General features: G+C 64.7%; 11 protein-coding genes. All 11 read left to right on the top strand.

Annotated elements, in window-relative coordinates:
- Nucleotides 1-31: 31 nt before the first annotated feature.
- The 11 genes from UP10_RS31010 (at nucleotide 32) to UP10_RS30960 (ending at nucleotide 13,506) form a co-directional block, all read left to right on the top strand.
- Nucleotides 32-907, top strand: a complete 876-nt coding sequence (locus UP10_RS31010) for a 5-oxoprolinase subunit B family protein (RefSeq protein ID WP_044590999.1) — start codon at nucleotides 32-34, stop codon at nucleotides 905-907.
- Nucleotides 897-1,874 (top strand): 5-oxoprolinase subunit C family protein, encoded by a 978-nt coding sequence (locus UP10_RS31005; protein WP_044590998.1) that lies wholly within the window; start codon nucleotides 897-899, stop codon nucleotides 1,872-1,874. Before UP10_RS31010 ends, UP10_RS31005 begins: the two co-directional genes overlap by 11 nt.
- Nucleotides 1,875-2,114: 240 nt before the next feature.
- On the top strand, nucleotides 2,115-3,074 hold the full coding sequence (locus UP10_RS31000; protein WP_044591029.1) for an AraC-like ligand-binding domain-containing protein: 960 nt from the start codon (nucleotides 2,115-2,117) through the stop codon (nucleotides 3,072-3,074).
- Nucleotides 3,075-3,312: 238 nt separating this feature from the next.
- Nucleotides 3,313-5,337, top strand: a complete 2,025-nt coding sequence (locus UP10_RS30995) for a hydantoinase/oxoprolinase family protein (RefSeq protein ID WP_044590997.1) — start codon at nucleotides 3,313-3,315, stop codon at nucleotides 5,335-5,337.
- Between the two features lie 4 nt (nucleotides 5,338-5,341).
- Nucleotides 5,342-7,306 carry a hydantoinase B/oxoprolinase family protein gene (locus UP10_RS30990; protein WP_044590996.1) on the top strand — a complete coding sequence of 655 codons (1,965 nt, stop codon included), beginning with the start codon at nucleotides 5,342-5,344 and terminating at the stop codon, nucleotides 7,304-7,306.
- A gap of 117 nt (nucleotides 7,307-7,423) precedes the next feature.
- Nucleotides 7,424-8,518, top strand: a complete 1,095-nt coding sequence (gene torT, locus UP10_RS30985) for a TMAO reductase system periplasmic protein TorT (RefSeq protein ID WP_245321968.1) — start codon at nucleotides 7,424-7,426, stop codon at nucleotides 8,516-8,518.
- A 70-nt stretch (nucleotides 8,519-8,588) separates the two neighbouring features.
- Nucleotides 8,589-10,127: a sugar ABC transporter ATP-binding protein gene (locus UP10_RS30980; RefSeq protein ID WP_044591028.1), complete on the top strand. Its 1,539-nt coding sequence runs from the start codon at nucleotides 8,589-8,591 to the stop codon at nucleotides 10,125-10,127.
- Complete coding sequence (locus UP10_RS30975; RefSeq protein ID WP_044590994.1) at nucleotides 10,124-11,143, top strand: ABC transporter permease; 1,020 nt, start codon at nucleotides 10,124-10,126, stop codon at nucleotides 11,141-11,143. The genes UP10_RS30980 and UP10_RS30975 overlap by 4 nt, the downstream gene beginning before the upstream one ends.
- Nucleotides 11,136-12,149 (top strand): ABC transporter permease, encoded by a 1,014-nt coding sequence (locus UP10_RS30970; RefSeq protein ID WP_044590993.1) that lies wholly within the window; start codon nucleotides 11,136-11,138, stop codon nucleotides 12,147-12,149. The genes UP10_RS30975 and UP10_RS30970 overlap by 8 nt, the downstream gene beginning before the upstream one ends.
- The gene (locus UP10_RS30965; RefSeq protein ID WP_044590992.1) at nucleotides 12,146-13,027 is read left to right on the top strand and encodes an FAD binding domain-containing protein; all 882 of its coding nucleotides are present in this window, start codon (nucleotides 12,146-12,148) and stop codon (nucleotides 13,025-13,027) included. The genes UP10_RS30970 and UP10_RS30965 overlap by 4 nt, the downstream gene beginning before the upstream one ends.
- 20 nt (nucleotides 13,028-13,047) lie before the next feature.
- Nucleotides 13,048-13,506, top strand: a complete 459-nt coding sequence (locus tag UP10_RS30960) for a (2Fe-2S)-binding protein (RefSeq protein ID WP_044590991.1) — start codon at nucleotides 13,048-13,050, stop codon at nucleotides 13,504-13,506.
- Nucleotides 13,507-13,515: the final 9 nt, after the last annotated feature.

Raw genomic sequence — 13,515 nt, 5'->3', positions numbered from 1 at the left:
CGCCCCGTCAGCAACAGGAGGCCGCAGTCCCATGCAAACCAGATTTTCCTTCGGCGGCGACGAGCACATCTTTGCCGAGGTCGACGAATCGATGTCCTTGGAGGCCTTTTTCAAGAGCCTCTTCGTCACCAACGCGGTGCGCGAGGCCAAGATCAAGGGCGTGACCGAGATCTGTCCGGCCAACGCCTCCTATCAGATCAAGTTCGATCCGGATCAGATCAAGCCCGACGACATGCTCGCCGAGTTGAAGCGGCTGGATTCGTCGACTGAGAAATCCGAGCCGGTCATCAAGACGCGGATCATCGAGATCCCCGTGCTCTACAACGATCCCTGGACGCACGAGACCCTGATGCGCTTTCGCGAGCGCCATCAGGCCCCTGCTGGCACCGATCTCGAATACGCGGCGCGCATCAACAACCTCGACAGCGTCGACGCATTCATCAAGGCGCATTCCAGCGCGCCGTGGTTCGTCTCGATGGTCGGATTCGTCGCCGGCCTGCCCTTCCTCTACCAGATGGTCGAGCGCAAGCGGCAGCTTCAGGCCCCGAAATATCTGCGCCCTCGCACCGACACGCCAAGGCTCACTGTCGGGCACGGCGGCTGCTTCAGCTGCATCTATTCGGTGCGCGGCGCCGGCGGTTACCAGATGTTCGGCATCACGCCGATGCCGATCTACGATCCCAACCAGAAGATCAGCTATCTCCGCGACTTCATGTGCCTGTTCCGGCCGGGCGACATCGTGAAGTGGAAGCCGATCGACCGGGCTGCTTACGACGCCGCTGTCGAGGATGTCGACGCCGGCCGCTTCGCACCCGTGATCCGTGACGTCTCGTTCTCGCTGACCGAATTCAACAACGATATTGATGCCTATAATCGCAAGCTCGAGGGGGTTCTCCATGCCCATTAAGGTCTTGAAACCGGGTCTTGCGACCACCGTCCAGGACCTCGGACGTCCCGGCTATTATCATATCGGCATTCCGCTCTCCGGCGGCATGGACCGTCACGCGCTTGCGGCGGCCAATCTGCTGGTCGGCAATGACGAAGGTGCGGCCGTGCTCGAAGCCGTGTTCATGGGACCGCAGCTCGAATTCACCGACGACGCCCTGATCGCGGTCACCGGAGCCGAGTTGCCGCCAAAGCTCGATGGTGCGCCGCGCGAGACCTGGACCAGCTTCAAGGTGAAGCGCGGCCAGAAATTGTCGTTCGACTTCCTCAAACAGGGCGCGCGTGCCTACATCGCGATCGCCGGCGGCATCGACGTTCCAGTCGTTCTCGGCTCGCGTTCGACCTACGCGCTTGGCGCGCTCGGCGGCTTCAAGGGCCGCAAGATCGAGGCCGGCGATGAATTAGCGATCGGCACATCCGCAGCGCCGGTCAAGGAAGGCCGCTCGATCGCGAAGGAATTGCGCGGCATGCCGGCCGGGATGCCGACGGAGTTGCGCGCCATGCCGGGACTCTATTGGCACCGCCTCACCGAGGCTGCCGGTAGCGGTTTCTTCTCGGATACCTGGAAGGTCGCTCCGGAGGCGGACCGGATCGGCTACCGATTCAAGGGCGGCAAGCCACTCGAATTCGTACCGCGTGAGCCTCCCTTCGGGGCCGGCTCCGATCCATCCAACATCACCGATGCCTGCTATCCCTACGGTTCGATCCAGGTGCCCGGCGGCACCGAGCCGATCGTTCTGCATCGCGACGCTGTGTCGGGTGGCGGCTATTTCATGGTCGGTACGGTCATCGCGGCGGACATGGACCTGATCGGTCAGCTTCAACCCAACACGCCGGTCAGGTTCGTCAAGGTCGGGATGGAGCAGGCACTTGCGGCGCGCCACGACCGTGCCGGACTGCTGGCGCAGCTGCGCAGTTCGTTGGCGTGATTGCGCCGAGGCACTGCTTTGACAAGATGCAGCGTGGCGGACGGATTCCGTTCGGCACGCTTGTTTCGGCGGCAGATGTCGTCATTCTGTGTCTCAGGAGCAAGATCTGATCGCGCGGTGCGCAGAACATGACAAGAACTCGGTGCGAGCTCCTACCTCTCTCGTTCGGGCACGAGAGTTGCACGGTCCGCGAGGAGAGAAGGCAAGACCCCGCAGTCGACGGCAGTGACGGAGCGCAAGATGCAGACCACTTACGCGACCAACGACATTCCCGCACACCAACGCCGACAGTACTGGCAGCAAGTCGTCTCCGACACCTATTTCTCGCTCGACCTTCGTTTCCTCGGTGGGCACGACTTCAACGGCAGCCTCGGCGCCTGGTCGCTCGGGCCTCTTTCGGTTTCCCGCAACATGTCGGACGGGCTGCTCTACAAGCGGCATGAGCGCCATCTGCTCAATGAACGCGAAGAGTGTTTCCTGATCACGGTGCCGGAGCTTGCCGAAATCCGCTTCGCGCAGGACGGCAAGGAGGTGCTGTGCCGGCCGGGCGCCTTCCTGATCGAGCGCAGCCATTTGCCGTACGAGTTCAGCCATCGCGACCCGTCCGCGCTCTGGGTGCTGAAGGTCCCGAGCGCGGTGCTGAAGGCACGGATCTCCCGCCCCGAACGCCTCGCGACGCTGCAATTCGACTGCAGCCGTAGTGTCGGCGCGCTCTTCGTCGATACGCTGCGCCTCGCCGGCGAGCGCATCGAGGAGATGGACGAGCCCGCGCGCGCCATGATGGGCAAGCATCTCATCGATCTCCTGGCGCTGGCGGTCGAGTCCGACGAGCGCGTGCTGGCGGGACACTCGTCCTCGATCCGCAACGCTCACCTCCATCGCTGCGAGCACTTCATCCGCGGCAGGCTCGACGACATGCGGCTGACGCCACAGATGGTCGCGGACGGCTGCGGAATATCGCTCAGATATCTGCACCAGATATTCGAAGGCGAAGGCGTCACCGTGAGCACCTACATCCGCACCGAGCGCCTCCTGATGTGCGATGCCATGCTGCGCGATCCACAATGCCGGAAGAGCATTTCCGAGATCGCCTATCATTGGGGCTTCGGCGACCAGGCCCAATTCAGCCGCAACTACCGCGGCCGGTTCGGCCGCACGCCGAGCGAAGCGCGCGCCGCGTCGCGCATGGTTCAGCCCTGACCTGACTTGATCAGAACCGAAGGCTCCGGGCAGGCACCGATCCAACGAATCATGCTCTCTGGCACAAATCTTCCTGCGCTCAGCGTCAAGCGCTCTGTCAGCGGCTGCCTATAATCCTCACGACATCAGCGGAAATCCGCCGGTCGAACCGAGCGACTGCGGCAACCGGATCTTCGATCCGGCGAGCCCGTAGCCACGTCGCGACCTCGCCGGCTCGCGCTCGAAAGGAAGTCGTATCGTGCAGAACCTTCGCGTTGCCGTTGACGTCGGCGGCACCTTTACCGACATCTGCATCATGGACGAGGTCACGGGCCTCATCCGCATCGAGAAAACCGCATCGACGCGCGATCCCATCGACGGGATCATGGGCGGTGTCTCCAAGGCCGGGATCGACCTGTCCAAGGTGGCGCTGTTCTCGCATGGCACCACGGTCGCTACCAACGCGCTGATCACGCGCCGGCTGCCGCGCACGGCGGTGGTAACCACCGAGGGATTCCGCGACGTCATCGAGATCCGGCGTGCCAACAAGGAGGATCTCTGGGACACCTACAAGGACGTCGTCAAGCCCTACGTGCCGCGGCGCGACCGGCTGACAGTCCCCGAACGCATCGATGCTGCCGGCAAGGTGATCCAGCCGCTCGACGTTGAGGCCGCGCGCAAGGTCGCACGCATCCTCAAGCGCCGCGGCGTCGCCGCGGTCGCGGTATGTTTCATGAACGCCTATCTCAACGGCGCGAACGAGCGCGCGATGCGCGAGATCCTGCTGGCGGAAATGCCGGATATTCCGGTCTCGATCTCCTCGCAGGTGCTCCCCGAAATCTTCGAGCACGAGCGGTTCTCGACCACGGTTGCCAATGCCGTCGTGAGCCCGGTCGTTGTCAGTTACACGAGCCGGCTCGGCGACCGTCTCGCCAATGAGGGCTACACCCGAGATCTGCTGCTGCTGCACACCGGCGGCGGCGTCATGACGCCGGCCAGCGTCAAGGATTTCGCCGCGCGCCTGGCCGGCTCCGGGATCGCCGCCGGCGCCATCGCCAGCCGTTACATCGCCGGCCTCTGCGGTTTCCCGAATTCCATCGGCCTCGACATGGGTGGTACTTCGACCGACGTGTCGCTGGCCTATCAAGGCCAATCGCGCATCACCAAGGACTGGTACATCGAGTTTGGTTACCCGATCCGCTTTGCCTCGATCGAGGTGCTGACCATCGGCGCCGGCGGCGGATCGCTTGCCTGGACCGATCCGGCGGGCTCGCTGCGCAACGGCCCGCAATCGGCCGGCGCCCATCCCGGTCCCGCCTGCTACGGCAACGGCAACACGCAGCCGACCAATACCGACGCCAACGTCACGCTGGGCCGGCTCGGCACCAGTCTTGCGGGCGGCAAGGTGACGCTCGATCCCGAGCTTGCGCACCAGGCCGTCGAGCACGGCGTCGCAAAGCCGTTCGGCCTCGGCCTACACGAGGCCGCGGATGCCATCCTCAAGGTTGCGAACGCCAATATGTCGGATGCCGTGCGATTGATCTCGATCAGCCGTGGCTATGATCCGCGCGACTTCGCGCTGGTCGCCTTCGGCGGCGCCGGTGCCCTGCACGGTGTCGACGTCGCGCGCGAACTCGCGATTCCCGTCGTCATCGTACCGCCGAATCCCGGCGTCACCTCGGCACTCGGCTGCCTGCTGGTCGATATGCAACATGACTTCTCGCAAAGCTGCATGGTCAACGCCGATGAAGCCGATTCCGCCGATATCGAGGCGCAGTTCGTCGCGATCGAGAAGGAGGCGTTGGCACGGCTGACCCACGAGGGCGTCGCGCCACAGGACATCGTGCTGCAGCGGTCGATCGACATGATGTATCGCGGCCAGTGGCGCTCGCTTGCCGTCACCGCGTCGCGCCCGATCGGCCCGATCGCCGATCTGGTCCGGAGTTTTCACGCCGAACACAAGCGCGAATACAATTTCCGCCGCGACGATGCGCCGGTCAGCTTCTTCCGCCTCAATCTGAAGGCCACCGGCGTCGTTCCCAAGGCTGAGTTTGCCGTCCATGAGCCGACCGGCATCATCCCTGAACCGGTCGACCGGCGCCGGGTCTGGTTCGAAGGCAGCGGGCTCGACACTCCGGTCTACCAGCGCGACGACCTGCCCTGCGGCTTCAGCTTCCAGGGCCCCGCGATCATCGAACAGGTCGACGCCACCACCGTGGTGCCGCCCGGTTCCAGCGCGGAGGTCGACAAATATCTCAACATCATCATCCGCGTGAAGGAGTGATCCGATGGCCGGCGATCTTGCGCTCGATCCCGTAACCTTTGAGGTGCTGAAGAACTCCTTCATCACCAGTGTCGACCAGATGGGCGAGCAGGTCTTAAGGACCTGCTACTCCTTCGTGATCTACAATCGCGACTTCTCAAGTGCCCTGCACGATGCAAAGGGTGAATGCGCAGCCCAGGGCAATCAGGACATCGCCGTCCATGTCGGCACGCTGCACTTCACCTGCCAGGAGGTCATGCGTCACTTCGAAGGCGACATGCATGAAGGCGACGTCTTTGCGATCAATGACCCCTATGCTGGCGGAACGCATTTCTCCGACGTCCGCCTGATCCGACCGATCTTTGCCGACGGCAAGATCATCGCCTTCAGCCAGTCGAACGGACATTGGTCCGATGTCGGCGGCAGCGTGCCCGGGTCATTCGACGTCGCCGCCCGCGAAATGTTCCGCGAGGGCTTGCGCATCACGCCGGTGCGTCTGTTCGACAAGCGCGGCTTACGCAAGGACGTCGCTCATCTGATCGCCTCCAACACCCGCGACCCGGCTTCGATCATCGGTGACATCCAGGCCCAGGCCGAGGCGACGGCGGTCTGCGAACGCGAAATCCTGCGCCTCGTTGGCAAATACGGCCGCGACACCGTCGAAACCGGACTGTCGGCAGTGCAGGATTATGTCGAACGCTCGGCACGCCAGCGGATTGCGGCGCTGCCGGACGGCGAATGGGAGACGGTCGACTACATCGACCGCGATCCGGCCGGCGGCGAAGGCATGATCCCGATCCACATCAAGATGACGATCAAGGGCGACCGCGTGATCTACGATTTCACCGGCAGTCATCCGACCATCGGCTCGATCTACAACTCGGCCTTCGGCGCGACCTTCTCGGCCGTCGCCGCGGGCATGAAGACCTTCTTCCCCGACCTGCCGCTCAACTCCGGCTTCTATCGCTGCTTCGACATCATCGCGCCGGAGGGCTCGATCGTCGATGCCAAATGGCCGATCGCGGTCACCGGCTTCCTGATGCCGTTCGAGAAGATCATGAACTCGATCTACGAGATGTGGTCGAAGCTGATGCCGGAGCGCGCGCTGGCTTGCGCCTTCAACCTCGAATATCTGCTGACCGGCGGTCTCGACGGCCGCAGCGCCGACAAGCCGATCTTCATGTTCTACGACTGGCTGCCCGGCGGCTGGGGCGGCCGCAACGGCAAGGACGGCAGCAACGTCACCACCGCCTGCTTCGGAACCGGGTTGATGTCGCAGCCGGTCGAGGGCCAGGAGCGCGCCAATCCGATCCTGACCACGAAATGCGAGATCCTCACGGACTCGCCCGGCCCCGGCAAATGGCGCGGCGGCGCAGGGGTCGAGAAGATTTCGCGGATGTTGCAGGCGGAGAAGACCGTGATCTCCTACATCTGCGACCGCGAGCGCGCGGTTGTCTGGGGCATTGAGGGCGGCCTGCCGTCGATGCCGCACGGCCTGACCTTGACACGGGCCGGCGGCAAAGGCCCGGAACGGCTCGGCTCGATCTTCTCGGACGTTCCGATCGGTGAAGGCGACGTGTTCTCGCGACCCACGGCTGGCGGCGGCGGGTTCGGCGATCCGCTTGAACGCGATCCGCGCCTCGTGGTCGAAGACATCAAGGACGACTACGTCTCGGTCGCGCGGGCCGCCAAGGACTATGGCGTGGTGGTGCAGACCATCGACGCCGAACTCTGCGAATATGAGGTCGACAAGGCCGCCACCGACGCGCTCCGCGCCAGCATCAGGGCCGAGCGCGTCGCCAAGGTGCGGCTCGATCCTGAAGTCGTGGCACAGCGTTTTCGCAGCGGCGTGCTCGACGTCTTCGACGTGATCCGTCAGCACGCCGTGATCCTCGATTGGGGCACCGGCGCCCTCCTTCCCGAATCCACACGCCAGTTCCGCGAAAGCTTCGAGCGACGATCGGTCGCGAACTGGGCCGCCGTTGGTTGATTCCATCGATAACCGCGTCGCCCACGGGCGGCACGGCGCGTGCATGCAGGAGGAGATCCGAAGTCGTCGGCCCTCACCTTTCATTCAACCCATCAGGACAGATCCATGACAAGTTGCGTGTCGCGTCTTCCCGCCAATCGTTTTCGACCGATCCGATCCACGCTCGGCATCGTCGCCGGCCTGGCAATCGCCGCCGCAATCACGCCGGCGGCGGCAGCCGAGACGCCGTGGTTTCCGATGAAGGTCTACGACGCTTCATCAGGCACGCCGAAGCCGGCGGAGTACACACCGCTGCCGAAGGCCGAGAAACCCTACAAGCTCTGCGTGCTGTTCCCGCACATGAAGGACAGTTTCTGGGTGGCGGTCGCCTACGGCATCGTGAAGCAGGCCGAGACGATGAACGTCAACATGACCCTCTATGAAGCCGGTGGCTACGAGAACCTGCCCAAGCAGCTCTCGCAATTCGACGACTGCATGGCGAGCGGCGCGGACGCCATCATCGTTGGCGCTATTTCCGGCGCTGGCCTCAGCAAGAAATTCGAGGAAGCCAAGGCCAAGGGCGTGCCGGTCGTCGGCGTCGCCAATCCGCTGCCGCCCAACGCCCTGCCCGCCGCGATCTATGTCGACTTCGTCGCCATGGGCGGGGTGACCGGCGAGGGCCTGCTGGCGCAGGCCAAGCCCGGCGACAAGCTCAACATCGTAACCTTCCCCGGCCCGGCCGGTTCGGGCTGGGCGGAATCGTTCAACGAAGGCTTCAAGAAGGCGGTGGCAAAAAATCCGAACGCCAAGATTCTTGCCGAGAAGTTCGGCGACTCGGGCGTCGCGGTCCAGCTTCAGCTGATCCAGGACGCGTTGCAGGCCTATCCCGGCATGAACGTGATCTGGGGCACCGCACCGACCGCCGAAGCCGCCATCGGCGCGGTCGCAGAGTCCGGACGCAACGACATCAAGATCATGTCGTCTTATGAAAACCAGGCCATGCTCGATGCACTGAACCGCGGCGACATCCTCGCCTTTGCGACCCAGTACCCGGTTGGCGAAGGCGCGGTCTCGGTCGATCAGGCCGTGCGCCTGATCGAAAAGAAGCCGGTGATGAGCTTCGCCCAGCCGCTGGCTTCGGCGGTCGACAAGACCACCGTGCCGAAGCTGCAGATGGACCTCGTGCTGGCGCCTGGAAGCTGGACGCCGGTCTATTCGGTCAAGGCGAAGTAAATCCAGGCCACATGTCTCAGGCGGGAGCGAGATGCTCCCGCCTGCCTGTCGGACACGCATGGAGAAGGGGATGGATGCCGACATCGATCTGAAGCAGACCGAGCCCCTGCTCCGTTTGCGTGGCATCTCGAAACGCTTTGCCGGCGTCAGGGCGCTCGATCGGGTCGATCTCGATGTCCGCGCCGGCGAACTACACGTGCTGTTCGGTGAGAACGGCGCCGGCAAATCGACCTTGATCAATGTCGTGTCGGGCACGTTTCCACCCGACGAAGGCACGTTCCATTTCGGCGGCGAGGAGATCCGTCATCTCACGCCGCAGCGGGCGCGCGCGATCGGCATCAGCCCGGTTTTCCAGGAATTCTCGCTGGTGCCGAGCCTCACCGTGGAAGAAAATCTGTTCCTCGGCCGCGAAGCGTCGCGTGGCGGCGTCCTGCGTACACGGGAGATGCGAAAGCGTGCCCGGAACCTGATCGACGAACTCGGCTTCGACCTCGATCCAACGCAGCGGGTTGACGATCTCTCGCGCGCGCACCAGCAGATGGCGGAGATCGCCAAGGCCCTGCTCGGCCGGGTTCGTCTGCTGATCCTCGACGAGCCGACCGCCTCCCTGACCGAGCGCGAGACCGGACGGCTGTTCGAACTGATTGCGCGGCTGAAGAGCCAGAATGTCGGGTTGATCTACGTTTCGCACCGCATGCGCGAAATCCGCGCGTTGGCCGACCGCGTCACGGTGTTGCGTGACGGCCGCCACATCCGTACCGTCGACGCCGCTGCATCGACCGATGGCGAACTGGTCGAATTGATGACCGGTCGCAAGATCGACCTGCTGTTTCCGGCCATCGCACACAGGCCGGACAAGATCATGGTCGACGTCGAAAACCTTACGCTGGCCGACGACAGCGTCCGCGACGTCAACTTCTACGCCCAGGCCGGCGAGATCACGGGCATTGCGGGTCTCGTCGGCTGCGGTAAGTCGGAGCTGGTCCGTGCGATCTATGGACTCGCACCGATGACATCGGGCGTTATCAGGATCGACGGCCTGCCATACGAATTTCCGGCGCCGCGGCGCAGCCTGAAGCACGGCATCGCCTATTTCCCAGCCAACCGGATCGCCGAAGGCCTCGCGCTGTCACGTCCGATCCGCGAGAACGCCTCGATGACCGGGCTCGATTTGCCCGCCTTCGCCCGCTTCGGCGTGCTGCGGCAGGCTGCGGAACGCACGGCGATCGGCCGCATCATGGCGCAGTTGCAACTCAGGCCACCCGATATCGAGCGGCCAGCCGGCACGCTGTCGGGCGGCAATCGCCAGAAAGTGATGCTCGGCCGCGCGCTGACGCGTGAGCTGACCGTGTTCCTGTTCGACGAACCAAGCGTCGGCATCGACGTCGGCGCCAAGCTCGAGGTCTACGAATTCATGAAACGCCTCGTCGAGGCCGGCGCCGCCGTTATCGTGGTGTCGTCCGAACTGCCGGAGGTGCTGGCGCTTTCGAACCGGCTCTACGTCATGCACAACGGCCGGATCGCAGCTGAGCTGAAGGGCGCTGCGAAGACCGAACAAAACGTGCTTGCGAGCTTCTTCCGGGATCATCTCGCGGCGGAGGTCGCATGAGCACTGCGCTCACGGCCGGCCACCCCCGGGCGTCGATCGGCCTTGGCCGATTGATCGCGGAACGAATCGGATTCCTGCCCGCCCTGCTGGTGGCGGTGATTGCCGGCATGTCGGCGATCGATCCGCAGTTCTACGGCTTGATCAACATCCTGAACATCCTCCGTAACGGCTCGTTCCTGGCAATCGTCGCCTGCGGACAGGCGCTGGTGATCATCGCAGGCGGTTTCGATCTTTCGGTCGGCGCCGTCGTCGCACTTGCCAGCGTCGTGACAGCCACGACCATGGCCGTCACGGCGGCGACGTTTCCCGGTAATAATGCCCTCATCATTGCGAGCGGCGTCGCCGCCGGGCTTGGCTGCGGACTCGTGGTCGGGCTCGTCAACGGCTTATGCGTGGCAAAGCTCAAGGTCTCCGGCTTCGTGGTCACCCTCGGCACGATGTCGGCGACAGCAGGCGTCGGCCTCATGATCACGAGCGGCATCCCGGTCTACGGCATGCCGGAAGTCTTCGTGAAGGGCTTTGGCCGCGCCCAGGTATTCGGCCTGCCGACCGCCGTCTATGTCGCGCTCGCCGTGATTGTCGTGATGATGTTCGCGCAGCGGCGCACACTATTCGGCCGCTACGTCTATGCGATCGGCGGCAACGTCGATGCGGCCGTGGTGTCGGGTGTATCGATCCAGCGCCACATCGTCGGCACCTATGTCGCCTCCAGCGTGCTGGCGGCGTTGACCGGAATCCTGCTCACCGCGCAGGTCGGCTCCGGCCAGGCGAGTTTTGGCGGCGACCGCATGATGCTGCAGTCTATCGCCGCCGCCGTGATCGGTGGCGTCAGCCTGCGCGGCGGTGTCGGCCGGGTCGAGATCGTTGCGATCAGCGCGCTGTTCCTGACCATCCTCGGCAACGCGCTCAACCTGCTACACATCGACTCCCGCCTGCAACCGGTGTTTCTCGGCGTCATCATGGTGGCGGCCGTGGCACTGGACGAACTCAGCCGACGGAGGAAGTCCCGTGTCTGACCTCGAATTGTCGGTCGACGCAAAGGACGCCGGGTCTGCAAGGCTGGCTCCGATCAAATGGCTGTGGCACGGCATACTGCCGATTGCGCTGGTCGTGCTTCTGCTCGGTTTCGCCGCCGTCGACCGCCGCGTGCTCTCGCCGGCCAATCTGCTCAACATCGCCCAGCAGACCAGCTATCTGGCGCTGTTTGCGATGGCCCAGAGCGTGGTGATCCTGACCCGCGGCTTCGACCTCGCCCTCGGCCCGGCGGTGTCGATGGTCAGCGTCGGCACCGCGCTGGCGATGGCCAGTGCCACCACAGCGGGCCACGACACCACGACCGTGCTGCTCGCCGGGCTTGGCGCCGGATTTGGCCTCGGCATCACCTGCGGCCTTTTCAACGGCGTGGTGATCGCGATGCTCGGCGTAAACCCCTTTGTCGCGACGCTCGGCAGCTACAACATCGCAATCGGCGTCGCGACGACGCTTTCGGCCGGACGGCCGGTGCAGGGCGTGCCGGACCTGTTCTCGCGGGTCTTCTACGGCGGCAGCATCTTCGGCGTACCGGCCGCCATCATCATCACCGTTGCGGTCGGCATCGTTCTGCATTTGATGCTGGCGCGCACCGTGTTCGGCCGTTCGCTCTACATCATCGGCACCAACCCGCGCGCCGCCGCGGTGGCCGGCCTGCCGGTGAAGCGGATCCTGGCCCTGACCTATGTGCTCTGCTCGAGCCTCGCCGCACTTGGTGCCATTTTGATGACGGCGCGCACCGGCTCGGGCGAGCCCAATCTCGGCGGTTCGCTGTCGCTGCAAGCGATCGCCGGCGCCGTCGTCGGTGGAACGAGCCTGGCCGGCGGCCGCGGCGGGGTCGGCACCGCGGTGCTCGGCGCCTTGTTCGTCACCATCCTGTCCAACGGCATGAATCTCACCCGCATCGACGGCTACGTCCAGATGATCGTGCTCGGCGCGATCGTCATCATTGGCGTGCTGCTCGATCGCCTGCGACAGGAACGAAGCCAATGACGTCAGGTCTTCTCGCGCTGGCCGAGCATAGCGACGCGGGGTCGATCTACGTCGCCCCTGCGTTGCCCGCCGCGCTCGATGCGCTGCACGACTACGGGTCCGCCGGCGCCCCCCTCGCCGGCGGCACGTGGATCATGCGATCCCCGATCCGGCACGAGCCGCTCAAGCCGCACTACGTCGCGATCGGCAAGATCCCTGAGCTGAGCGCGATCCGGATCGATGCTGCAGCGGTTGAGATTGGTGCGGCGGTGACGCACGCGGCGTTGGCGGCGGCGTTGACCGACCTCCCGGAGTTCGGCGTCCTCGCCGCCGCGGCCGGCCGCTCCGCCAACCCGGCGATCCGCAACCTGGCAACGATCGGCGGCAATCTAGCGGCGTCGGACTTCGCCGCGGCGGATTGCGTTCCTGCGCTGCTCTGTCTCGATGCTGCGGTCCAAGTTGCAAGCCGGAATAACAGCGAACGCATGAGCCTGGTCGACTTTCTCAAGGTGCGATCGACACTCTCGCCCGGCCGGTTGGTCACCAGGATCATCGTGCCTCGGACCGAGCGCAAGACCGCGCATGCCCGCCTGCCGCTGCGCAAGTCGGGTGACTATCCCGTCGCCATCGTCAGCCTCTCGGTGAACGTCGATGCAGCCAGCCGCGTCCAGGCGATCCGGATCGCGGTCGGCTCGGTCGAAGCGGCCGCGCGCCGCTGGGGCGGGCTTGAAGCCGCCCTGCTTGGCGGCGCGCTCGATCCCCCGCGGGTGGCTGATATCGCCGCAGGGCTGGCCGGGGAGTTCACCGGCCGCGACAGCGTCGAAGTGCCGGCCTGGTATCGTGTGAGTGTGCTGCCGAGCCTGGTGCGCCGCGCGGCCGCCGCCGCGCTTGACAGCTAAAGGCGAGTGAGAAAGCGAACATGGTCTTGAGCCTGAGCATCAACGGCGATCGCCTCACTTCCATCGCCGATCCGGCGATGCCGCTGCTCGACGTCCTGCGCGAGGAGTTTCACCTGACCGGCGCCAAGCCGGTCTGCCGTGAAGGATTTTGCGGCGCCTGCATGGTGCTGGTCGACGGCAGGCCTGTGCCGTCATGCCTGATGCCCGTAGCGCTCGCACAGGGTTGCGAGATCCGCACGGTCGAAGGCCTAGCCGTCAACGGCACGTTGAACCCGATCCAGCAGGCCCTCGAGGCCTCCGACGCGGTGCAATGCGGCATGTGTTTTCCCGGCATGGTGGTCACCTTGACGCATCTTTTGACGACAACGCCCGGCGCAACTCGCGACGACATCCGCGCGGCGCTGACCGGCAACATCTGCCGTTGTACCGGATATGAGCGCATCGTCGAGGCCACATTGCTGGCGCTCGCCGCGAGATAGCAGGAGGCG

The organism is Bradyrhizobium sp. LTSPM299 (genome assembly GCF_000938235.1).
In the GTDB taxonomy this organism is placed as follows: Bacteria; Pseudomonadota; Alphaproteobacteria; order Rhizobiales; family Xanthobacteraceae; genus Bradyrhizobium.
Note: the sequence above shows the minus strand (reverse complement) of the source record. Positions and strands in the feature narration are given on the sequence as shown.

Coding starts and splice junctions, on each gene's coding strand:
- UP10_RS31005 (WP_044590998.1), top strand. CDS start 897: ATGCCCATTAAGGTCTTGAAACCGGGTCTTGCGACCACCGTCCAGGAC.
- UP10_RS30975 (WP_044590994.1), top strand. CDS start 10,124: ATGAGCACTGCGCTCACGGCCGGCCACCCCCGGGCGTCGATCGGCCTT.
- UP10_RS30980 (WP_044591028.1), top strand. CDS start 8,589: ATGGATGCCGACATCGATCTGAAGCAGACCGAGCCCCTGCTCCGTTTG.
- UP10_RS30990 (WP_044590996.1), top strand. CDS start 5,342: ATGGCCGGCGATCTTGCGCTCGATCCCGTAACCTTTGAGGTGCTGAAG.
- UP10_RS31000 (WP_044591029.1), top strand. CDS start 2,115: ATGCAGACCACTTACGCGACCAACGACATTCCCGCACACCAACGCCGA.
- UP10_RS31010 (WP_044590999.1), top strand. CDS start 32: ATGCAAACCAGATTTTCCTTCGGCGGCGACGAGCACATCTTTGCCGAG.
- UP10_RS30960 (WP_044590991.1), top strand. CDS start 13,048: ATGGTCTTGAGCCTGAGCATCAACGGCGATCGCCTCACTTCCATCGCC.
- UP10_RS30965 (WP_044590992.1), top strand. CDS start 12,146: ATGACGTCAGGTCTTCTCGCGCTGGCCGAGCATAGCGACGCGGGGTCG.